Consider the following 23,225-nt stretch of genomic DNA (forward strand, 5'->3'; position numbering starts at 1 on the left):
TTCCTAATACTTATTTAAAAAATTGAGGAATATGAAGAAGTAAGTTACTTATATAACTTATTAAATCATCACATTCCTCAGTGAAATTTTATGTTATCTATTCTTTATAATTTAAAAAGTGTCTTACCTGTTCTCCTGTTTGTCCTGGATATAAAACTTCCATTAAATCTATTATTACTTCATCAGTCTTATCTATAGACTGCCAATAGTCCTCATGGAATACCCACATGTTTCCGTTCTTAACACAATCTATATCCTTTAACAATGGAGCTTTTTCAAAAATCGCTTGAAGATCTGGAGTATAATTTCTTGTAGAAGAGTACATGAAAATATCTGCATCTTTAGCTTTTTCATATAATTGCTCTAAACTGATCTTTCCATCTCCTACATCCATGCTATCAAATACATTCTCTCCCCCAGCCATCTCTATCATTTTATCAACATATGAGTCCTTCTTTGGCACATAAACAGTTCCCTTACTTACCATAGCCCAAACTATCTTTGGCTTTTTACTTGTATTTAATTTTTTAGATGCTTCTTCTACCTTTTTAACAGCCTCATCCAAGTGTTTTCCTGCTTCTTTTTCTTTATTATAAAAAGCAGCAATTAATTTAGTCCATTCCATTCTTCCATATGGATTATCTTCCATATATTCATTATCAACAACGTAGTTTAATTTTAATTCTTCTAATTTAGCAATTAAATCATGTTGTCCTGAAGGCCCAGTATAAACTATAGTTAAATCTGGTTTTAAAGTCGCTAACTTTTCATAATCTGGATTCTTTGCATCTCCTAAAAATGTAACTTTTCCATCCTTAATCCCATCTTTAATTTCTGGTATTGTCCAGTTAGATTCTTTTGTATCTACAGCTGTTACAGTACCTAGTTCATCAATTGCTCTTAATGAACATGCTTGAGTTGTGGATGCTATGTATACTGATTTTATTGGCGTATTAATAACTATTTCATTTTTGTACTTCTCAGGAACAGTTTTTCCCTCTGGAACTAATATTAAAGTCCTATTTTCTCCATCAACAACTTTCTTTAGTCCATCTTCTAAATACTCTATACTAAATCCCTTAGCATATTTTAATTCTAGCTTTTCATTCTCTTTAACTTCACTTTTATTTTCAGCCTTTGTTCCATCATTTCCACATCCAACTGCCCCCACAAGTAACATTGTAGAAATTAAAAAACAAGACATGACTTTCTTTAATAAACTCTTGGTATTTTTCAAAATATGACCCTCCAATTAATTTAGCTTTTTAGCCTCTTAGTTGCTACAAAATATATTTTTGCGCATAAAAAAACTCCCTTTAATAAAAGGAAGCTATGTTGACTAACGTTGTTCTCATCATAAATAAAATCATAAGTATGACAAAAAATCATATTTATAATCTTTTATGTGTTCACACTGACCTCCCTCCGAAATCTTTTATGTATGTATGCTTTAGGCAGGTCTCCTGACTTGCGACTTATCCTCCGTGATCCTTCCCAGAATATAAATTCCAGTGGGTATATCACTTTGTATTCGCTTACAGTAGCGGGGGCTGTAATGGTATTTCACCATTTTCCCTATTAAACTCTTGATAGAGTACCAAAAACATCCTTATTCAATTAACTACTTCATTATATTCTAATTAGACCAATTTTTCAATATATTTTAAATTTTTATAATTTTTAAAAATGTACTTTTTTACTTTTCATAATGCCTAAAATCACTGCATATATAATCTTGAATATTAGATCTTATTTATCTATACATAAGCGGTAATTTATCTATTTAGGAGCTAATTATTATAAAATATATTTCGCACAATTACAATTATTAACCATTTTACATTGCTACTGCAAAAGTTCTTTTAAGTAAATTCCAATATAAAAAAGGTCTCCACATAATAAACTTTTATTACGTAAAGACCTCTTGTCTGTTCTTAAATTTTATATCTTTTTATTATTTAAACTTCAAATTTTAACACATCTTCTAAAGTTGGTAATGAGCTTTGTGCTCCTTCTTTCATAACTGTTAATGCTCCAACTCTTGATGCAAAATCCATAGCTTCTTCTATAGATTTATTTTCTGCAAACGCTACTGCTAAAGCCCCAGTATAACTGTCTCCTGCAGCTGTAGTATCTACAGCATTTACTTTGTAAGACTTCTTAAATATGCTTCTATCTTTATTGATATATAAGCTACCCTTTGAACCTAAAGTTACTATAAGTTCTTTAACACCTTTTTCAATCATAGTTTTAGCAGCTTTTTCTATATCCTCATCACTCTTTATTTCTACACCACTTAAAATTTCTAATTCCGTTTCATTAGGTGTAAGTAAATCAACATTAGCAATAAGTTCATCTTCTAATTTTACTGCTGGAGCTGGATTTAATATAGTATACTTTCCTAACTCCTTTGATTTTTTTAATGCATATTTAATAGTTTCTAAAGGTGTTTCAAGTTGAAGAACTATTATATCACTACAGTTTATTGCTTCTATACTTTTATCAATATATTCTTTATCTACCTTGAAGTTAGCTCCAGGTGCAACTACTATACTATTATCTGCATTTTTATCAACAGTTATCATAGCAACTCCAGTAGCACATTCTTCTACACTTATATAATTAGTATTAACATTATTATTCTTTAATTGTTCCATTAATCTAACACCAAAACCATCTGCACCAACTTTTCCGATCATGTTTACAGCTCCACCAAGTCTAGCCATTGCAACAGCTTGGTTAGCTCCTTTTCCACCAGGAACTTCATTAAAATCGCTTCCTATTAATGTCTGACCCTTTTTAGGCATATTATCAACTTTTACTACTAAATCTATATTTAAGCTTCCTATAACACATATTTTTTTCACAACATATACCTCCTGATGAATGTAAGTTATATCAAGAATTCTCTTATACTTTTTCACATATTTATAGACTAACATATTTATACAAGTCATTCAACATTTTTCTAAGGATTTGCTTAGTATTCGACACTATATACTCTAAATTTAGCATGGATATACCATTAACTTAGAAAGTACTATATATTTATACATAAAAAACACTATTTTAATTGACTATATATTTAATAGTATATAGTTTAAAATAGTGTTTTTATAAAAATTTTTAAATTTTAGAAGTTAAAAATATTTTCTTGCTTCTTTCTAAAGTATTAGTTAAAAATGATAATACTACACCATAATTACATATAGAAACTTTATTTTCTCTACAAAGATTTATTCTATTAATTACAGTTTTTCTATTAATCATACAAGCTCCACAGTGTATTATAAACTTATACTCCTTAATATTATCTGGAAAATCATGACCTACTCTAAAATCAAAGTCTAATTCTCCACCAACATATTTATTCAGCATTTTAGGAATTTTTATCCTTCCTATATCCTCATGTGATACATTATGAGTACAGCTTTCTGAAATTAATACCTTATCACCTGGTTTTAAGCTTTTAATCGCCTCAGCTCCTTGTAGAAATTCATCTATATCACCCTTTTGTCTTGCAAACAACATAGAAAAACTAGTTAAATTAATATGCTTAGGCACTATAGCATCTACCTTTTTAAAAGCCTGAGAATCTGTAATTACTAAGTCAATGTCTTTAATATCTTCTAAAGCCTGTGATAATTCAGTATCTCTTACTATATAACTCTTAATTCCATGGTCTAAACAATCCCTTATGCATTGTACTTGTGGTAATATCAATCTCCCCTTTGGTGCTTCAGAATCAATTGGTACTACTAAAATAACCTTAGAGTTATATGGTAATAAATCTCCTATCAATGGTAGTTCTTCTTCATCCGCTTCTATAGTGCTTATAATTTTTTCTTTTAAATTTTCTATTCCCTCATTCTCTAATGTAGAAATAAAAATAGCATTTTTAAAATCATCTTTAACTTTTTCAAGTCTCTCTTTACTTATCATATCTATTTTATTAAAGACCACTATATTAGGTATAGCATACTTTTTAAATTCTAATTCCATTCTTTTAATGTCATTTGTATCAATATTATTTACATCAATAATATGAAGTGCGATATCCGTTCTCTTTAAAAACTCAAGGGTTTTGTTCATTCTAGCTTCACCTAAAACCGAATTATCTCCCATTCCAGCTGTATCTATAAATAACACTGGTCCTATTGGTATCATTTCCATAGCTTTAGAAACAGGATCTGTTGTCGTACCCTCTTCCTCCGATACTATAGCTACTTCTTGTCCAACTAACTTATTTATTAAAGATGACTTTCCTACATTAGTATTTCCATAAATGACTATGTGCTTTCTATTTGAATTAGGTGTATTATTCATCATTAACTCCTTATAAATATAAATCCCTTTGACCTTGCTTTAACTTTTCAAGATTTGAAAGGAATAACTCTTTAATATCCTCTCTCTTCATATTGTTTGCTTCTCTTCTAACCAATTCCTCTGCTTTTTTCTGTAACTCTTCATCGCCGTAATCTAAAGCATATTCAATTAATGTTGTCATAGCATTCGGCTCACAAACATATTGTATATCCCCTGATTTAGCAAGTTTCATAAATCTTTCACCTGTTCTACCTTTTCTGTAACATGCTGTACAATAACTTGGAATATATCCATCTTCTATTAGCTCTCTAATAACTTCAATAGGACTTCTTTCATCTGAAGTTTCAAATTGATTTACATTGTGACCTTCTTCTCTCTCTTTGTAACCACCAACCCCTGTACTAGAGCCAGCACTCATCTGAGAAACACCGTACCTTAATAGCTCTTTTCTCATTTTAGCTTCTTCTCTAGTAGATAAAATTAATCCTGTAAATGGTACGGCTATTCTAATTATAGCTACTATTTTCTTAAACATCTCGTCATCTAAAAGATGAGGAAACTCTTCTAAGGATACTCCTTTAGCTGGTCTAAGTCTTGGAACTGAAATAGTGTGGAATCCAACTCCAAACTTCTCCTCAAGATGCTCATTGTGAATCATAAGTCCAAGTACTTCAAATTTAGGATCAGCAAGTCCAAATAAAACACCAGCTCCAACATCATCAACCTTTGCTTCCATAGCTCTATCAAAAGCTGTTAAATGATACTCATAATTTCCCTTAAGACACTTAGGATGTACTTTATCAAAAATATCCTTATCATAAGTTTCCTGGAAAAGTATGTATGTTCCTATTCCAGCATCCTTAAGCATTTTGTACTCATCAACTGTTGTAGCTGCAATATTTACATTAACTCTTCTAATCTCTCCATTATCCTTTTGAGTCTTATAAATAGTTTTTAAGCACTCTAAAACATATTCAATAGGAGCATTAACTGGATCTTCTCCTAATTCTAGAGCTAATCTTTTATGACCCATTTTTTCTAATATTTTAACTTCCTCTGCAACCTCTTCTTGAGTTAATTTTCTTCTTTTAAATGAATTACATTTATGGTATCCACAATAAATACAGTTATTTACACAGTAATCACTTACATATAAAGGTGCAAATAAAACTATTCTTTTTCCGTATATAGATTTTTTTATCTCTCCAGCTAATTTATACATTTCATCTAATTGCTGCTTATCTTCTATTTGTAATAATACTGCAATATCTTCATGCTTTAATCCTTCTCTTTTTTTAGCTTTTTCTAAAACAGCTTGTACATCTTCCCTTGTAGCATTTTTTGCCTTTTCAAGTAATCCTTCTATATAATTTTTATCTATAAACATAACATTATCTCCTTGTCCAATTTATATTGTCGCCTCTACCAACTTCAACTTTAAATCCTGTTCTATTTATTCTATTTTCAATACATTTTCTACACTCTGCTGCTTCATCACCAGTACATATCTTCCCATCATATAAAGAATATTTTTCTCTTACCGTAGTTGGTGAAAGATTCGGCATAACTACATTTGCACCTGCTCTTATTCCCTTTTCTCTTCCTAAGGGATCTATACTTCCAAGTGCTGTAGTTGAAGGTAGTAGCACATTAGGTAATAGTAATCTAACTAAAGCAAGCATTGTTGTAGTATTTTCAACTGTTCCAGCTTGTTCATCTTTCAATTCTGTGTCTTTATGTGGTATAAAAGGACCAATTCCACACATATGCGGCTCTAATTCTTTTAAATACATTAAGTCATTTACTAAATCTTCATTGGTTTGCCCTGGTAAACCTACCATAAAACCAGCACCTATTTGATACCCTATTTTTTTCAAGTCATTTAAGCACTTTCTTCTATTTTCAAAACTAGCATTAGGATGAAACTTCTCATATAATTTCTTAGTTGCTGTCTCATGTCTTAAAAGATATCTATCTGCCCCTGCTTTAAACATCTTTTCATAGGACTCATAGCTTCTTTCTCCAATAGATAAGGTAATTGCATTTTCAGGATACTTCTTTTTTATCTTACTTATTATTTCTACCATTACCTCATCAGTAAAATACGGGTCCTCTCCACCCTGAAGTACATAAGTTTTATATCCCAGTTTATCCCCTAAATCTGCACATTCTAAAATCTCATCTATGGTCAATCTATATCTATCTGCATTTTTATTTTCAGCTCTTATTCCACAGTAAACACAATTTCTTTTACAATAATTTGTGAATTCAATTAATCCTCTCATATAAACCGTATTTCCATAAGTTTTCATTCTAGTTTTATGAGCCTTTTCTAATAAGTATCTCTTACTTTCTATATCTAAATTATCTAATATATATATAAGTTCTTCTCTTTCACAGCTATTATTTTCATATAGCTTATCAATAGTTTTAAAGATATCCATAAACTAAATCTCCTTTTTAGCTATGGCAATTTTTACAGTTACTCCATTTATATTTCCTAATTTTCCTGTTAAACTGTTTATTTCATCTACTTCTCCAGTAACTGTTACGGATATAACTGATATTCCCTCCTCAAAAGGAATACCCATTCTTCCTCTTACACTTCCTCTAAACATGGAAATAACATCATTAAATTCTTGTTGACATTGACTTGGATTTTCTAAAATTGCACTTATTACAGCTATTTTCGCCATAGTAACTCCCTTCAAATTAAAAAAACTCCATTCTAATCGAATGAAGCTTAAAGTTACTTAACACAAATATAACCTGATGTAAAATCAAGTTTTTTCCTCTAGCTTCTGTCAGATTAGATTTCTCTTTTCTGTTAGAATTTTTTTAATTTATTTTTTTATTTATACCTCATATAAAAAGATTTATTCTCTTTGTATAAGCTATTTAATTCATTATATCATATAAATTCATAATATTTAAAATATAATATTTTTTAATTTAACCCTATTTTCGTAAAATTTTTCTACTTTATCTTGTTTTTTCTTGGTTTTTTATACATTAATTTAATTTTTACATAAAATTTCTAGTTTTATTTTAACTTTCAAAATAAGTTCTCACTTATTTTGAAATATATACTTTATAATATTACAACTTCACTATAATACCTTAGTTACCTCTCAATATTTCACTCTAAAGTTATAAATCAAATACAAACTCTTTAATTACAGCTGTATAATATTAAATTTTATTATAAAATACAAAAGAGGTTTCTATTAATTTTAATATATAAAACTAATAGAAACCTCTTTAACTATCTATACTTTAATTTTTATCTTCTCTAGAAACTAGTTTTAGTTCTACAGGAATAAATTTATCCACAATTTTTCCATTTAATACTGAATCCACTGCATCTACTGCAGTTTTACCTATTAATAAAGGCTGTTGTGCAACTGTTGCAGCCATCTTCCCTTGCTTAACAGAATTAACAGCATCCTCTGTAGCATCAAATCCTACAACTAAAATATCTGTTCTTCCTTCATCTTCTATAGCTTTCATAGCACCTAATGCCATCTCATCATTTTGTGCAAATACAGCATCTATTCCACTTTTAGATTGAAGTATATTCTCCATTACAGTAAGTCCTTTAGTTCTATCAAAATCAGCACTTTGCTTAGATATTATATTTATAGAACTTTCTGCAATACCATCTTCAAAGCCTTTTCCTCTATCTCTTGTAGCAGATGAACCTGCTAATCCTTCAAGCTCAACTATATTTCCAACACCACCAAGTTGATCTATAACATACTTAGCAGCCATACCGCCACCCGCTATATTATTAGAAGCTATGTGAGATACAACTTCTCCTCCATTAGCTACTCTATCAACAGTCATAACTGGTAAATTAGAGTTATTAGCAATCATAACTGATGCAACTGCTGAGTCAGAATCTACTGGATTTAAAAGTACCATAGAAACATTTTTAACACTTATGTCTTCCATATTAGAAACTTCTTTTGCAGGGTCATTTTGAGAATCTAAAACAACTACTTCATATCCAAGTTCCTTAGCTCTATTTTCTACACCCGTTTTTAAATCCACAAAGAATGGATTATTTAAAGTAGAAACTATAAGACCTATTTTTTTACTTCCACTTTCTTGACTTCCACATCCAATTAAACTTAAACTAGTTATTATTATAACCATTATTATAGAAAGAAACTTTTTCATATCATCTCTTCCTTTCTTAATTACTTTTTCTATCTAAAAGTACTGCTATTAAAATTACTATACCCTTAACTATCATTTGATAATAAGATGATACATCTAATATATTTAATGCATTACTTAATACACCAATTATCAAAGCACCTATTATTGTTCCTGTTATTTTACCCTTACCACCTGAAAGACTTGTACCACCAAGAACTACAGCTGCTATTGCATCCAATTCATATCCTGTACCTGCTGTTGGTTGTGCTGAGTATAATCTAGAAGTTATTATTACCCCTGCTATTGCTGCTAATATACCACTTATTGTATATACCCATATCTTTATTTTATCTGTACTAATTCCTGATAACTTTGTTGCTTCTTCATTTGATCCTAAAGCATAAGTATATCTTCCTGTTTTAGTACTATTAAGTATATAAAAACATACTATAAATACCAAAACCATTATAATTACTGGAGCAGGAATGCCAAGTATGCTACCCCCACCGATTTTACCAAAAGACATAGCAATATCATTGCTTCCTAAGGTAATAGGTTTACCATCTGTAAAAACTAAAGTTGCACCTCTAAGTATAGTCATTGTTGCAAGTGTTGCTATAAATGGCTGTAACTTTCCTTTTGATATTACAATTCCATTTAAAAATCCTACTAAAGCTCCACCTAAAATAGCTACTATAACAGCTATGATTATACTATGCCCACCTACTAATAAACTAGCTGCAAAAGCTCCGCTAATAGCTAGTATTGATCCTACAGAAAGATCTATACCTCCTGTTAAAATGACAAAAGTCATACCAGCTGCTATTATAGCATTAACAGAAGTTTGCTTAAGTACATTTAAAATATTTTTTGTACTTAAAAATGCTGGGCTAAGTATTGATACTACAACTACTAATAATATTAACCCCACTAAGGATTTATACTTTATAATAAGTTCTTTAAAATCTATCTTATTAGATTTAGTTTTCTCCATAGCTTGTGATTCTTTCATTGTTTATGCCTCCTTTGATGCAACAGCGCATTTTAATATAGCCTCTTGAGTTGCTGACTTTCTATCAAATTCACCTGTTACTCTACCTTGATTTAAAACTATAATTCTATCACTTAATCCTAATATCTCAGGCATTTCAGAAGATATCATAATTACAGCTTTACCTTTACTTTTGTATTCATTTATAAGGTCATATATTTCCTTTTTAGCACCAACATCTACTCCACGAGTAGGTTCATCTAATATAAGAACTTCTGGTTCAGTCATAAGTGCTTTAGCTATAGCTACCTTTTGCTGATTTCCACCGCTCAAATTTCTTATTAATTGATTTTCACTTGGAGTTTTTATACTCATTTTCTTTATATAATCTTTTACAACTTCTGCTTCCTTTTTCTTATCAACCTTAAAGAAATTAGATATTTTATCTAAAGATGATATAGTCATATTTTCTTTAATAGAAAGATCTAAAATTAATCCATCTCCCTTTCTATCTTCTGAAACATAAGCTATTTTATTTTTCAATCCATCTTTAGATGTTTTGTTTTCTATTTCATTATTATTAATATACATTCTTCCACTGGTCCTTTTAAAACGACCATATAAAGTTTTAGCAAGATCTGTTCTACCTGCACCCATAAGTCCAGATATTCCTAATATTTCACCACTTCTAACTTCAAAGGATATATCATGTATTAAATGATTAGTAAGATTATCAACCTTAAGTATCACATCACCTATCTCATTGTTAACTCTTGGAAATTGATCTGTAAGCTTTCTTCCCACCATCATTTCAATCATCGTATCTTCATCTATATTTTCAACTTCTTCTTGACCTATATATTTTCCGTCCCTTAGAACAGTTATATAATCACAAACCTCAAAAATCTCCTTCAACCTATGAGATATGTAAACTATAGCCTTTCCTTCATTTTTAAGCTCATTTATAACTTTAAATAAACTAGCTGTTTCTCTTTCTGTAAGAGCATCAGTAGGCTCGTCCATAATAATAATTTGAGCTTCTAAAGATAAGGCCTTTGCTATTTCAACCATTTGTTGTTGTGCTACACTTAACTCTTCAACTAATACTCTAGAACTTATAGATATATTTAGTCTTTTTAATAGCTTGTCCGCATCACCATAAATTTTATCAAAATCTATTTTAAAGCCTTTTTTAGGTTCTCTTCCTAAGAAGATATTCTCTCCTATAGTTAGATCCTTAACTAAATTAAGTTCTTGATGTATTATAGCTATTCCTTTTTCGGCAGCATCCTTTGGCCCTTTAATATCTTCTAAATTACCTTTATAAAATATTTCTCCACCATCTTTTTTATAAACTCCACTTAATATTTTCATAAGTGTAGACTTACCAGCACCATTCTCACCCATAAGTCCCATAACTTTTCCTTCCCAAAGCTCTAAATTAACTCCATCTAAAGCCTTTACTCCTGGGAATTTCTTAAGGATATTTTTCATTTGAAGAATAGGTTTTTCCATTTAAAACACCACTCCCGATTTTAGTATTATGTTAGAATAAGGAGTACACTCTCCCGTTCTCACTACAGCCTTAGAAGTCTTAGTTAACTCCTTGAACTCTTCATGAGAAATTTTAATTATATTTATATTTTTAAATCTCTTTTTTATTTCTTCATACATCTCTGCATTTTTATCTTCAATTTCACTAGCTATTATTATTTCTTCAACACATAGTTCTTCAAGTACTGTATCTAGAGTTTCTAAAAAAGATGGAACTCCATACTTAAGTGCTAAATCAATACGTTGAACATTATCCGGTATTGGTAATCCACAATCTCCTATGGTTAAACTATCAGTATGACCTAATTTTGAAACCACATAAGATATTTCACTGTTTATCAACTTAGTTTTTCTCATTTTTTTACCTCTTAAAGTTTATATATTAATTACTTACTTAAACTCTTTATGTGTAATATATATTTTTAACATATGTTAAATTCAATAAATATGCTTATATAATCATATTTATTGAATTTTTTTCTTATATAGAATAACACATTTAAAATTATACTTCAACATTTTTCTACTTTTAAATGTTTTTTTTGCATTTTATAGTATATTTTTTTATTATTGTTGCGTATTTTTTTAAATTTATTATATACTTAATGTCATTTTTAATACTTTAATCAATATTTAGTATTTATTTTTTCAATTCTTGAATTATTATCAATTTACATTCATAAAAAATAGCCAAAACTTAAGTATTATTTTTAATACAAAGTTTTAGCTATTCAATAGTTTTATTAATTTTTCATGATGATTAATAAATTATTCTATATTATTAAGATACTCAATAGCATATTGACTATATAAAGCACTTCCAAGTTCTAAAGTATCTTCATCTATATTAAACTTTTGATGATGAAGAGGATAACAAGTATCCCTTTCTTTATTTCCCACTCCTAAGAATGCCAAAACGCCTGGAACTCGTTCTAAATAAAGAGAGAAATCCTCTCCAGTTGGAATTTTTTCCTGAATATACACAGCTTCTTCTCCTGCTATTTTATTCAAAGCTACTTCAGCTATTCTACTACATTCTTTATCATTAACTGTTGGATTTATACCAACTCTATAATCTAACTCTACATCTGCTCTATACATCTCAGCAGTTTTAGTTACTATTCTTTTAAATGCTTCTGGTAAAACAGATTTTAAATCCTTATTAAAGTATCTTATAGATCCTTGTAATTCTGCTTCATCAGCTAATATATTAGCTTTTTTTCCTGAATGGAATGTACCTATACTTACAACAACAGAGTCAAGTGGATTAATTTCTCTACTTACTAAAGCTTGTAAATTAACCACTAATGATGAAGCTATAAACAAAGCATCTATTCCTTGATGAGGCATTGATCCATGTCCACTTTTTCCTTTGATTTTAATTCTAAAGCCATCTGCTCCAGCCATTCTTTGTCCTTCTTGCACGGAAGCTTTTCCAGCTGGAATATCAGGTAGTACATGAATTGCAAAAGCTGTATTAACATCATCTAACAAACCTTCTTTAAGCATTCTATATGATGCTCCCCCAATTTCCTCTGCTGGCTGAAAAGCTAACTTAACCCTACCATTAATTTTCTCTCTCATATTATTAAGTATTTTCGCTGCACCTAATAACATAGCTGTATGTGCATCATGTCCACAGGCATGCATTATTCCTGGAACTTGCGATTTATAATCAACATCTGTTTCTTCCTCTACTGGTAAAGCATCCATATCAGCTCTTAATACCACTGTGTTTCCACTGTTTTTACCTTCTATATAAGCTATTACACCAGTTTCACAAGTAAGATCGTATTTAATATTTTCTTTTTCTAATTCTCTTATAATTAATTCCTTTGTTTTAAACTCATTTAATCCCAATTCAGGATTTTTATGTATAGACCTTCTTAAATCTACTATATATTCTTTTAAATCTAAAGATAATTCTCTTGTAGACATAGCTTTCCCCCTAATTATTTATCTAGTGATTTCACATCTAATACATCTCTAAAAGCATCCCCTAATACATTAAAACTTAATACAGTTAATAGTATTAATAGCCCTGGAAATACTGGCATAAGCGGTGATTCCATCATGTATGTTTGAGCATTTTGAAGCATACTTCCCCAAGATGCCTTTGGTAATTGGACACCCAATCCTAAGAAACTTAAAGATGATTCTGTAAGTATTGCACTTGCTATACTTATAGTCGCTGCTACTGTAATAGATGATGTTATATTAGGTAATATGTGCTTAAATATCACTCTAATATTTGAAGCTCCTAAGGTCTTAGCCGCTAAAACAAATTCACTTTCTTTTAACTTCATAGTCTCAGCCCTAACTATTCTAGATACACCCATCCAACCAAACATACCTATAATCACAATAACCGTAGTCATGCTAGGTTTAACATAAGCATTTATTATTATAATCAATAAAAAACTTGGAATTGACATTAAAATATCTATGCATCTCATTAAAATAGCATCTAATTTTCCACCAATATATCCACTTATAGTACCTACCAAAGTACCTATTGTAACGGATATCAACATAGAAAATATTCCAACAGTTAAGGATACCCTTCCTCCATATAAAGCTCTTGTAAAGTAATCTCTTCCTAAATCATCCGTACCAAAAGGATGTGCTAAACTTGGCGTTTGTAGTTTGTTAACTAAATTCAAAGCATCAGGATCATAAGGAGATAAAAAAGCTAATATAGAAGCTAAACCTATTACAATAAGTGTAATTAAACATATCATAGCTAATTTATTAGTCTTTAAAATCATTTTTATATTAGAAAAAGTACTTCTAGGTTTTCTTAATGCCTCATTTTCTGAACTTCCATCATTAATTTCAATATCAGTAAAAAGTTCCTTAGATAACTCTATATCACTATTATTAACCTCTATATTTTCCAACATAATTATGACTTCACCCCCTGCTTAATTCTAGGATCTATTACACCATATAAAGTATCAGCCAGCATATTTCCTATTACTAAAAGCAAACAAGATAACATAGTGAATCCCATAATCACAGGATAATCTCTTGATAATATTCCACTCATTCCTAAACTACCCATTCCAGGCCACCCGAATACAGTTTCAGTAATGAAAGCTCCTGATACTAAATGTGCTAAATTCATACCTACAAGAGTAATTATAGGTAATAAGCAATTTTTTAATATATGTTTTATTAATACTTCATTTCTAGACAACCCTTTAGCCGTTGCTGTCATAACATAATCCTCTGATAGTTGTGATATTGTATTGGCTCTTATGTATCTGGTAAAAACTGCAATATTATATAAGCTAAGTACTATAACAGGCATTATTCCATGTTTAATCAAATCCCACATAGATTCAACACCCACAGTTCTCATTCCATTACTCGGAAGCCATTTCAGGATTAATGAGAATAGTACTATAAGTAATATAGCAAACCAAAATGAAGGAATAGAGACTCCTATATAAGAAACAAATCCTATAACATTATCAATTTTTTTATTTTTGTTGAGTCCGGCTATTAACCCTAAAGGTATAGAGATGATGATAGATATAAGTAAGGATGTTCCCATTAATCCAACAGTTGCAGGTATACGTTCCTTAATTAAAGTCGAAACCGGTTGATGATTAACAATGGAATAACCCAAATCCCCCTTGGCAACATTCTTAATCCACTTAACATATCTTACATGAACTGGTTGATCCAATCCCATTTCAACTCTTATTCTCTCGACATCCTGTTCAGTCATAGAAGAGTCTATATACATATTTACCGGATCTCCCGGTGCTAAATTAATTATTAAAAATGCAAAAACTGATACCAAAAATATAACCGGTATAATTTGCAATACTCTTTTTAAAACAAAGTTTTTCATAAATTATTACAGCTCCCCTTCTTGAAAACTCTTAACTAAATAACAATTATAAAACTTACTTAAAAATAGGAGGACCTAAGTTTGTCCTCCTATTTTTCACATTATTTCTCTACCATATATAATTTCATATAATCTTCAAAAATAGGAATAGCTTTAATTGCATCTAATCCTCTAAATTGACTTTGTGTAGCCATACTAAAGTTAGGATATGCTATAGGATATATGGTAAAATCATCTTTAATTTGTTGCTGTAACTTCTTATATATTTCTTCTCTTTTAGTTTTATCCATTTCCTCAACACCTGCTGCCCAAAGTGCATTAGCTTCCTCACTACTATAAACAGTTTGTGAATTAGCTCCTCCAGTAACAAACATTCCCTTAAATGAATCTGGTTCGTCTGGTGCAGGGTATCCATTTAACCCTAACTCATAATCCTCATCATGAGTAAAGAACTTAGCAAAGAATGATTGAGTTTCATATGGTATTACTTCTACATTAACACCTATTTCTTTTAATTGTTGTTGAATTACTAATGCGGTATTTTCTTGATTTCCTCTATTTGAATTATAAATTAATTTTATAGTTTTACCTTTTAATCCTGATTCTTCAGCAAGTTTTTTAGCTTTATCTAAGTCTTGTTTATAGTTTTCAATTTTATCATCATAGAAATATGCTGATGGACTAAAACATGAATTAGCAGCTTTAGCTACTTTTTCTGAACCATAAGCACCCTGTACTATTTCATCTACATTTAATGCAAGTGCCACTGCTTCTCTTGATTTTACATCCTTCATTATAGGAGAGTTGTAATTAAATGCCATGTAATTAACTCTTCCCTCTGGATAAGCATAGACTTTATAATCTTTATCTTTCTCATATTTATCGTATTTAGAGTCGTCATTTATTTCTCTCATACTTAATTCTTTATTTTGAAGTCCTAACTCTTGAGCACTTTGATCTGGAACTATTTTAAATACTACCTTTGCAAAATTAGGTTTACCCATATGATAATCTTCAAATCTTTCAAGAACTAAACTTCCGCCTCTTTTCCATTCCTTAACCTTATAAGGTCCTGAACCTATACCAAGATTATTTTTTTCAGATTTAGCAAGGTCTACCTCTCCCTCATAAATATGTTTTGGAAGTATATTAAGTCTACCTATAAGTGTAATAAATGGTGCTGATACTGAAGGCAAATCAAATTTAACTGTTGTTTCATCCACCTTTGAAACCTTAACAGGCTTTCCATTAACCATAACTGAATTCTTTGACTTTATTCCCTTAGTTTCATCTAAAATACTTTCAACAGTAAAGACAACATCATCTGCTGTTATCTTCTGTCCATCATGCCATTTTAAGTTATCTTTTAACTTTATCGTTAAACTTAAATAATCTTCTGACCATTCATATTTCTCCGCTAAATAATATCTAGTTCCATTAGAATCAGTCATAAATAGTGGATCATAAATAGGATTTAAAATTATAGCATCTTCTTTAGTTGGTGCAACAAGAGGATTTAATGTAGATACATCCCCTGGCATAGGAATTATAAAATCTCCACCATCGACCTTCTTTTCTTCAACAGCTGATTCATTTTTAGAATTATCTGCTGAAGATGATTTTTCTCCACATCCTACCATACCTAAACAAAATACAGTTGCTAAAACCATAGCTAAAATCTTTTTCTTTTTCATTTTGTCCTCCCCTTAATAAAAATACCCATATCATAATTTTTATGTAATTTCATTATGTAATTTATAAAAACTTTTCCATAATTCGGTATAATGTTTGATTTTTCACAAAATAATATTTTATAAACTACATTTTTCCCCATGTATTTACCGACTTTAATAATAATTTATTATTTGTATTTTTTCCACAACTATATTAATTTTCTATCAATCAAGTTTTACCTATATCTATTTTCTATATAATTACTTATAAGTATTTATTTTCATAATAATCAAAGCTAATTCCATTGATTTTACAAATAAAATCTCCATCTTATAAATTTAATGTATTTTTTATAATAATTATTTAACTGGTATTTTTACTTCTTTTAATCTCATGATATTTAAAATTAATATCATTAAAATTAAACTCAATTTTCCACAATTCTTTAGTTTAAGCATAAAAAAGATCAAATTTATAATCACTTTTATTATTAAAATAAACTTGCATAGACTTAAGACCTGATTTTAAATAATAATATATACCCTAGTCCTACTGTCATTAAGAATTTTATATACTATAAATTTATATAAATACATTTTTTGTATAATTTCTAAGATTATTATATATAAATCATGTATAATTTAAATATACATACTTGTTACATTACATTAAGTTAAAACATTCTTATAATGAATTTTTCATTTTAAATTTTCTAAGAAAGGAGGGAATACTAGTGGGCTCAAACAATAACAACAATGTTATAAAATCAACTGTTAAGAACGGCATTTCTTTTGGCTCTTGTTTAGCAATGATTATTTCTTACACTGCATGGAAATCTATTCCTTGGGCTATTATACATGGACTAATGAGCTGGGTATATGTGATTTATTACCTTGCTAAATATGTTTAAATTAAAACATTTAGCATTTACTTTTAAATATTAAAACCCAATATAAACTTGTAAATTTATTATCCACTTTATATTGGGTTATTTATCAAAATCAATTCAAACTGAAAACTTATATTTTATGTTATAAACTACTTATTCAAAGAATTTAATCACTTAACTCTCCTAAATTGCAAGATACAAAATGTTCTTTTGTAACTTCTATAAGTTTATAAACCCTTGTCTTACAGTCATCTCTTTTATAAGGACATCTATCATAAAATTTACAACCTCTTACTTCATTTTTAATTACTTTATTGCTCTCATTATTTAAATGTCCCTCTGCATCATTTAGCTTATCCATAGATAAAATTGATTTCAAAAGTAATTGTGTATATGGATGTATTGGATTATTAAATAATTCTTCCTTTGAAGCTATTTCAACAATCTCACCTAAATACATTACAATTACTCTATCAGCTATATGATATAGTGTACTCAAATCATGTGATATCATAATATATGTCAAGTTTAATTCTTCTTGAAGATCTGATAAGAGGTTTAAAATCTGAGACTTTATAGACATATCCAAAGCAGAAACAGGTTCATCTAAAATCACTAATTCAGGTTCATTTATCAGTGACCTACATATACTTATTCTTTGTCTTTGTCCTCCTGAGAATTCATTAGCATATCTATGCATATACATCTCATTTAATCCACACTTTTTCATCATATCTTGTACTATTTTTATTTTTTCTGCCTTAGTAAATTTTCTTTCTATATCAAGGGGTTCAGATATAATATCAAAAATATTCATTCTTGGATTAAGAGAGCTATATGGATCTTGAAAAACAGCTTGTAGTTTAGCATCGAAAGTTACATTTCCCTTATCAGGTTTTAATAAACCTAGAATAATTCTACTCAAGGTAGTCTTACCACAACCTGATTCCCCAACTATTCCTAGGGTTTCACCTTTTCTTACTGAGAAACTAACATTATCAACAGCTTTTATTTCATCCTTAGCTCCACTACAGCACTCTGGCTTTTTAAATATTCTGCTCCACACTTTATTAAAAGAACCTCTTTGAGAAAATGTTTTTTCAATATTGGATACTTCTAAAACAATACTACTAGATTTTACTTTAGATTTAGCCGTGCTACTTTCATTATTTATTTTTTCCTTTGATTCTTTATATAATAAATCATAATTAAAACATCTAACCTTTTTATCTTCTTCTAAAATCAAAAACTCCGGAGCTTCAACTCTACATTTAGAAGTTGATATTTTACAACGCTCATGATATAAGCATCCTTTAGGCTTATTACTTAAATTAGGAACCATACCAGGAATAGTCGATAACCTACTACTTTTTCTTCCTATAATAGGAATAGAATTTAATAAATCCCTTGTATATGGATGTAGTGACTTTTCAAAAATATCACTTACAGAGTTATACTCCATTACTTTGCCAGCATACATAACCATAACATCATCAGACACAGCCTTAATAACACTTAAATCATGAGTTATCATTATAACAGCCATATTCATTTGCTTTTTTAAATTATTTATAAGTAATAATATTTCTCTTTGCATAGTAACATCAAGTGCCGTTGTAGGTTCATCACAAATAAGCAACTTAGGCTTTGATGCTAATGCCATAGCAATCATTACTCTCTGGCGTTGACCTCCCGATAATTCATGTGGATATTGCATTAACTTACTTTTAGCATCTTGAATCTCAACAAGTTCAAGAAGCTCCTTTGCTACTTTACCGTAATCCACCTTCTTATCAAAATTGTAAAGTTTTATGATATCTTTTAGTTGCTCGCCAATGGTAAAAACAGGATTGAGAGAAGTCATCGGTTCTTGAAAAATCATAGATATCTCTTTTCCTCTTATATTCCTCATATCCTTTGCACTAAGCTTTAATAAATTTTTTCCTTCAAATATAATTTCTCCATTATCAATCTTAGACTTTTCTTTTTGTAGTAACCCCATAATAGATAGCGATAAGACACTTTTACCACAACCTGATTCTCCTACTATCCCTAGAGTTTTTCCTCTTTCAATAGAAAAAGATACATGCTCCAAAGCTTTTACACTTCCTTCTGAAGTATAAAAAGTTGTGCTTAAATTCTTTACTTGTAACAAAATATTATCCAAAATATAAACACCTCTTTCAAATTAATTCAATTTTGGATCTAGCGCATCTCTTAAGCCATCACCTAGGATATTAAAAGCCAAAACAGTAATTATAATTGCTATACCTGGATATATACTATATGTGGGATTAGTTCTTAAAAAGTTTCTTGAAGTATTTATCATAACTCCCCAACTTGCAGTAGGAGGTTGTACACCTAATCCTAAAAAGCTAAGACTTGCCTCATACATAATATTACCTGGTATATTCATAGTAGCAACTACAGTAATAGTAGAAAGACAATTTGGTATGACATGCCTTACCAAAATCCTCAAAGTGCTCCCCCCACTTATTTTGCACATCTCTATGTATTGATTATGTTTAAGTTTCATCACATCAGCTCTTATTATACGCGCAATACCTGTCCATCCAGTTATACCTATTGTTATAAAAACATTTTCTATACCAGGTCCAAGAGCAAACATAATTGCAATTGCAAATAATATTTGTGGAAATGAAGAAAATATCTCAATAATACGTGATATTATGGCATCTACAACTCCGCCAAAATAACCAGCTACAACACCTAAGGTGACACCTATTATTACAGAGATAACTTCTCCAAGTACTGCAACTAATAATGATGCCCTAGCTCCATATAATATTCTTGTTAAAATATCCCTTCCAAATTCATCTGTTCCTAATAAGTGCTCCTTCGAAAAAGTACTAAGCATATTTTTCATATTTTGCTGTTCTGGAGGATATGGTGCAATCACAGGAGCAAATATTGCCAATAAAATAATCACTATTAAAACTGCCAAGCTTATCATAACAACTTTATCTTTTTTTAATTTCTCCCACGCATCAGAATATAAATTATTCAATACAACTTTTTCTTTCAAAATTTCGCCTTCCCTCTTTTATGAAATTTTCACTTGTGGATCTAAGAAAACATATAAAATATCAACTATTAAATTTACAACTACAAAAATAAAGGCAATATAAATAGTACATCCTTGTATAAGTGGTATATCCCTTGCCATAACCGAACTTACCATTAGCCTTCCTATTCCAGGTATAGAAAATACAGTTTCTATTAAAACTGCTCCCCCTAAAACACCTTTTACGCTAAGCCCCAAAAATGTTACTATTGGACTAAGTGCATTCTTCAAAGCATACTTAAAAACAATTTTCACTTCAGAAATTCCCATAGCCTTTGATGTCCTAATATAGTCATTACTTAAAACCTCTACCATACTCGTTCTAGTGATTCGTGAAAAAGATGCTACATATCTACTACCTAAAGCAATAGTAGGTAGTACAAATGAAGCTACTGAATCTACACCTGATATAGGAAAAATACCAATTTTTAACCCTAATATAATTTGAAGAATGATAGCTATCCAAAATGAAGGTGCACTTATACCTAGCATAGCAAAGCCCATCAATATTCTATCCCACACCTTTCCTCTATTTAAGGCTGAAATTATTCCTATAAAAATACCTATACTAGCCCCCCAAAGTAAAGAGCAAGTTCCTAACTTTGCCGTATACACAAAACTTTTTCTTATCATATCCTTAACATCCATCTTTGTAGAAAATGAAGCTCCAAAATTTCCTGTTACTGCATTTTTAAGAAAATCTCCATATTGATTCATTAATGGTTTGTCCAACCCCATTTCATGACGTATTCTTTCTATAGTAGCTTTATCAGCTCTTCCTTCCATCATTACACTCACTGGATCACCAGGTAAAACATTAACTAAAAAAAATGTCACAAATGTAACACCCATTAGCACAATAATAGTTTGAAAAACTCTTTTTAAAATATATTTTTTCAAATTCCTCACCTCTTAGAAAAAGAACTATCATATAGATAGCTCTTTTCTAAATTTTAATATATTCTTATTTTTCTTTAATCTCTGCATCATAGAATCTAAAATATGAATTTTTCATCAAATGCTCTCCACTAACTCTATCTGATACAAGGTAGTAACTTTCTGGATAATAAAGTGGTGCAACTATAAAGTCTTCATTTTGAACCTTATTGCCCATTTCAGTATATATTTTATATCTCTTAGCATCATCAAGAGTTTTTCTAGCTTCTTCATACATACCGTCGAATTCTTTATTAAAATAATTTGTTGAATATGTTTGAGAATCATCTCCATATACTAATCTAAAATATGCATCTGGATCTCCAGAAGACCAAATTAGTAAAGGTATTTGAACTTTTCCAGCGCTTCTCATATCAACATATGAGGCATGATCTATTCTATTAATATTTAAAGTAATATTTGCTTTTAAAAGTTGTTGTTGTACAACTTCAACAACTGGTACAAGAGTTACAGCTTCTGAAATAACAGCATTTAATTCTATTCCATTTGGATATCCAGCTTCTTCTAAAAGCTTTTTAGCTTTTTCGGTGTTATATTCAAGTTTAGCCGCAGATTTATCATAACCTTCCATTCCAGCTGGTATAAATCCATTAGGTATTACAGCATGTCCCCTTAAGAAGTCATTTACTAAACTCTCTCTATCTATAGCAAGATTCACAGCTTCTCTTACTTTTACATTATCAAGTGGAGCCATATCCTTATTCAATCCAAAGGTAACAATTCCAAGTGTTTGAGTAGAACGTACATTGTCTTTGAATTTTTCATTTCCTGAATATTCATCAACTTTGTCACTCTTAAGTCCAACTATATCTATATTTCCTTTTTCAAACTCAAGTAAACTTGTGCTTTCATCCATATTTAAGAACTCAATACCAGCAAGCTTCTTTTTACCATCAAAGTAATCATCGAACTTCTCAAGGACTACTTTGCTTTTAGCGTTAAACTCTTTAAGCTTATATGGACCAGCACCAACAAATTTTGTAGTACCCCACTCACTTCCTGCTTCTTCATAAGCCTTTTTAGGATATATGCATAATGAACTATTAGCTAATACCTTGTTAAAGGAAGAGTTTACTTCTTCTATTTCAATATCAAAAGAATACTTGTCTAATATTTTCAATCCTGAAAGCTCTTTTGCGTTACCATCTAACATATCTTTTGCACCAACAATCATATCTGCAACTGATGCATTAATATTTTTTGTTGTTGGATCAAAGATTTTATTAAATGTAAATTCTACATCCTCTGTTGTTAACTCTGATCCATCATGGAATTTTATACCTTCTTTTAATTGACAGTGATATGTTTTTCCATCATCAGATACCTTTGGCATACTTTTTAATAAAGCTGGCTCAACTACTAAAGTATCACTATTAAGCCTAAGTAAGCTTTCTTGGATATGTGCTGATATCTCTAATACATTTCTGTAATTCGTAAGGTGAGTATCTAAATTACCAACTGGTTCTAAATTACCACCATATTTAAGTACCTTATTTTGTTTGTTTTCTGCAGCTACCCCATTGCTATCAGAATTACCCTCTGTTTTGCTAGAACCACATCCAGCTAACGAAAACACCATAGTAGCAGCAATTACACATGTAATTACTTTTCTTAATCTCTTTCTCATCCTTAATCTCCTTAATTGAACTTTTTTATATTACTTATATGAACATTGCTTCTTTCATAGATTAAACCTACGTAAAAGAAGGTCGCAACGAACAAG

Annotated in this window: 19 protein-coding genes and 1 riboswitch; of the genes, 1 reads left to right on the top strand and 18 read right to left on the bottom strand. The window is 29.9% G+C overall.

Annotated elements, in window-relative coordinates:
• Positions 1-97: 97 nt before the first annotated feature.
• The 14 genes from BUA48_RS12730 to BUA48_RS12795 all read right to left on the bottom strand — a co-directional run bounded on the left by BUA48_RS12730 (position 98) and on the right by BUA48_RS12795 (position 16,591).
• Positions 98-1,237, bottom strand: a complete 1,140-nt coding sequence (locus BUA48_RS12730) for an ABC transporter substrate-binding protein (protein WP_072832450.1) — start codon at positions 1,235-1,237, stop codon at positions 98-100.
• Positions 1,238-1,436: 199 nt separating this feature from the next.
• A riboswitch (cobalamin riboswitch) is annotated at positions 1,437-1,617 on the bottom strand.
• 341 nt (positions 1,618-1,958) lie between these two features.
• Entirely contained in the window at positions 1,959-2,867 is a 909-nt protein-coding gene (rbsK, locus tag BUA48_RS12735; RefSeq protein WP_072832451.1) for a ribokinase, read from the bottom strand.
• 259 nt (positions 2,868-3,126) lie between these two features.
• The gene (gene hydF, locus BUA48_RS12740) at positions 3,127-4,326 is read right to left on the bottom strand and encodes a [FeFe] hydrogenase H-cluster maturation GTPase HydF (protein ID WP_072832452.1); all 1,200 of its coding nucleotides are present in this window, start codon (positions 4,324-4,326) and stop codon (positions 3,127-3,129) included.
• A 10-nt stretch (positions 4,327-4,336) separates the two neighbouring features.
• Positions 4,337-5,713 carry a [FeFe] hydrogenase H-cluster radical SAM maturase HydG gene (hydG, locus tag BUA48_RS12745; RefSeq protein ID WP_072832453.1) on the bottom strand — a complete coding sequence of 459 codons (1,377 nt, stop codon included), beginning with the start codon at positions 5,711-5,713 and terminating at the stop codon, positions 4,337-4,339.
• A gap of 4 nt (positions 5,714-5,717) precedes the next feature.
• The gene (hydE, locus tag BUA48_RS12750; protein WP_072832454.1) at positions 5,718-6,770 is read right to left on the bottom strand and encodes a [FeFe] hydrogenase H-cluster radical SAM maturase HydE; all 1,053 of its coding nucleotides are present in this window, start codon (positions 6,768-6,770) and stop codon (positions 5,718-5,720) included.
• A 3-nt stretch (positions 6,771-6,773) separates the two neighbouring features.
• Positions 6,774-7,022 carry a TM1266 family iron-only hydrogenase system putative regulator gene (locus BUA48_RS12755; protein WP_072832521.1) on the bottom strand — a complete coding sequence of 83 codons (249 nt, stop codon included), beginning with the start codon at positions 7,020-7,022 and terminating at the stop codon, positions 6,774-6,776.
• A 580-nt stretch (positions 7,023-7,602) separates the two neighbouring features.
• Positions 7,603-8,508: a ribose ABC transporter substrate-binding protein RbsB gene (gene rbsB / locus BUA48_RS12760; RefSeq protein WP_072832455.1), complete on the bottom strand. Its 906-nt coding sequence runs from the start codon at positions 8,506-8,508 to the stop codon at positions 7,603-7,605.
• A gap of 16 nt (positions 8,509-8,524) precedes the next feature.
• Positions 8,525-9,502: a ribose ABC transporter permease gene (gene rbsC, locus BUA48_RS12765; RefSeq protein WP_072832456.1), complete on the bottom strand. Its 978-nt coding sequence runs from the start codon at positions 9,500-9,502 to the stop codon at positions 8,525-8,527.
• A gap of 3 nt (positions 9,503-9,505) precedes the next feature.
• Entirely contained in the window at positions 9,506-10,996 is a 1,491-nt protein-coding gene (gene rbsA, locus BUA48_RS12770; RefSeq protein ID WP_072832457.1) for a ribose ABC transporter ATP-binding protein RbsA, read from the bottom strand.
• The gene (rbsD, locus tag BUA48_RS12775) at positions 10,997-11,392 is read right to left on the bottom strand and encodes a D-ribose pyranase (RefSeq protein WP_072832458.1); all 396 of its coding nucleotides are present in this window, start codon (positions 11,390-11,392) and stop codon (positions 10,997-10,999) included. It abuts the gene before it with no gap.
• A 411-nt stretch (positions 11,393-11,803) separates the two neighbouring features.
• Complete coding sequence (locus tag BUA48_RS12780) at positions 11,804-12,973, bottom strand: amidohydrolase (RefSeq protein ID WP_072832459.1); 1,170 nt, start codon at positions 12,971-12,973, stop codon at positions 11,804-11,806.
• A 14-nt stretch (positions 12,974-12,987) separates the two neighbouring features.
• On the bottom strand, positions 12,988-13,803 hold the full coding sequence (locus BUA48_RS12785; protein ID WP_072832522.1) for an ABC transporter permease: 816 nt from the start codon (positions 13,801-13,803) through the stop codon (positions 12,988-12,990).
• 137 nt (positions 13,804-13,940) lie between these two features.
• Positions 13,941-14,897, bottom strand: coding sequence for an ABC transporter permease (locus BUA48_RS12790; protein ID WP_072832460.1), 957 nt, complete (start codon positions 14,895-14,897; stop codon positions 13,941-13,943).
• A 101-nt stretch (positions 14,898-14,998) separates the two neighbouring features.
• Positions 14,999-16,591, bottom strand: coding sequence for an ABC transporter substrate-binding protein (locus BUA48_RS12795; protein WP_072832461.1), 1,593 nt, complete (start codon positions 16,589-16,591; stop codon positions 14,999-15,001).
• A gap of 713 nt (positions 16,592-17,304) precedes the next feature.
• Here BUA48_RS12795 and BUA48_RS15415 point away from each other — a divergent pair.
• The gene (locus BUA48_RS15415) at positions 17,305-17,481 is read left to right on the top strand and encodes a hypothetical protein (protein ID WP_143147724.1); all 177 of its coding nucleotides are present in this window, start codon (positions 17,305-17,307) and stop codon (positions 17,479-17,481) included.
• A gap of 145 nt (positions 17,482-17,626) precedes the next feature.
• Here BUA48_RS15415 and BUA48_RS12800 read toward each other — a convergent pair whose 3' ends face one another.
• Genes BUA48_RS12800 through BUA48_RS12815 form a run of 4 tightly spaced genes read right to left on the bottom strand, consistent with a single transcriptional unit; the run spans position 17,627 to position 23,129 of the window.
• Positions 17,627-19,627: an ABC transporter ATP-binding protein gene (locus BUA48_RS12800; protein WP_084666330.1), complete on the bottom strand. Its 2,001-nt coding sequence runs from the start codon at positions 19,625-19,627 to the stop codon at positions 17,627-17,629.
• A 21-nt stretch (positions 19,628-19,648) separates the two neighbouring features.
• Positions 19,649-20,506: a nickel/cobalt ABC transporter permease gene (gene opp1C / locus BUA48_RS12805; protein WP_242944352.1), complete on the bottom strand. Its 858-nt coding sequence runs from the start codon at positions 20,504-20,506 to the stop codon at positions 19,649-19,651.
• A gap of 18 nt (positions 20,507-20,524) precedes the next feature.
• Positions 20,525-21,454 (bottom strand): ABC transporter permease, encoded by a 930-nt coding sequence (locus BUA48_RS12810; RefSeq protein ID WP_242944353.1) that lies wholly within the window; start codon positions 21,452-21,454, stop codon positions 20,525-20,527.
• A 55-nt stretch (positions 21,455-21,509) separates the two neighbouring features.
• Positions 21,510-23,129 (bottom strand): ABC transporter substrate-binding protein, encoded by a 1,620-nt coding sequence (locus BUA48_RS12815; RefSeq protein WP_072832465.1) that lies wholly within the window; start codon positions 23,127-23,129, stop codon positions 21,510-21,512.
• Positions 23,130-23,225: the final 96 nt, after the last annotated feature.

This window comes from Clostridium collagenovorans DSM 3089 (genome assembly GCF_900130005.1).
GTDB lineage: Bacteria > Bacillota > Clostridia > Clostridiales > Clostridiaceae > Clostridium_D > Clostridium_D collagenovorans.

What these genes read in the sequence shown, in the direction of transcription:
- hydF (WP_072832452.1), bottom strand. Translation starts at nt 4,326, where the DNA reads ATGAATAATACACCTAATTCAAATAGAAAGCACATAGTCATTTATGGA.
- hydG (WP_072832453.1), bottom strand. Translation starts at nt 5,713, where the DNA reads ATGTTTATAGATAAAAATTATATAGAAGGATTACTTGAAAAGGCAAAA.
- hydE (WP_072832454.1), bottom strand. Translation starts at nt 6,770, where the DNA reads ATGGATATCTTTAAAACTATTGATAAGCTATATGAAAATAATAGCTGT.
- BUA48_RS12755 (WP_072832521.1), bottom strand. Translation starts at nt 7,022, where the DNA reads ATGGCGAAAATAGCTGTAATAAGTGCAATTTTAGAAAATCCAAGTCAA.
- rbsB (WP_072832455.1), bottom strand. Translation starts at nt 8,508, where the DNA reads ATGAAAAAGTTTCTTTCTATAATAATGGTTATAATAATAACTAGTTTA.
- rbsC (WP_072832456.1), bottom strand. Translation starts at nt 9,502, where the DNA reads ATGAAAGAATCACAAGCTATGGAGAAAACTAAATCTAATAAGATAGAT.
- rbsA (WP_072832457.1), bottom strand. Translation starts at nt 10,996, where the DNA reads ATGGAAAAACCTATTCTTCAAATGAAAAATATCCTTAAGAAATTCCCA.
- rbsD (WP_072832458.1), bottom strand. Translation starts at nt 11,392, where the DNA reads ATGAGAAAAACTAAGTTGATAAACAGTGAAATATCTTATGTGGTTTCA.
- BUA48_RS12780 (WP_072832459.1), bottom strand. Translation starts at nt 12,973, where the DNA reads ATGTCTACAAGAGAATTATCTTTAGATTTAAAAGAATATATAGTAGAT.
- BUA48_RS12785 (WP_072832522.1), bottom strand. Translation starts at nt 13,803, where the DNA reads ATGATTTTAAAGACTAATAAATTAGCTATGATATGTTTAATTACACTT.
- BUA48_RS12790 (WP_072832460.1), bottom strand. Translation starts at nt 14,897, where the DNA reads ATGAAAAACTTTGTTTTAAAAAGAGTATTGCAAATTATACCGGTTATA.
- BUA48_RS12795 (WP_072832461.1), bottom strand. Translation starts at nt 16,591, where the DNA reads ATGAAAAAGAAAAAGATTTTAGCTATGGTTTTAGCAACTGTATTTTGT.
- BUA48_RS12815 (WP_072832465.1), bottom strand. Translation starts at nt 23,129, where the DNA reads ATGAGAAAGAGATTAAGAAAAGTAATTACATGTGTAATTGCTGCTACT.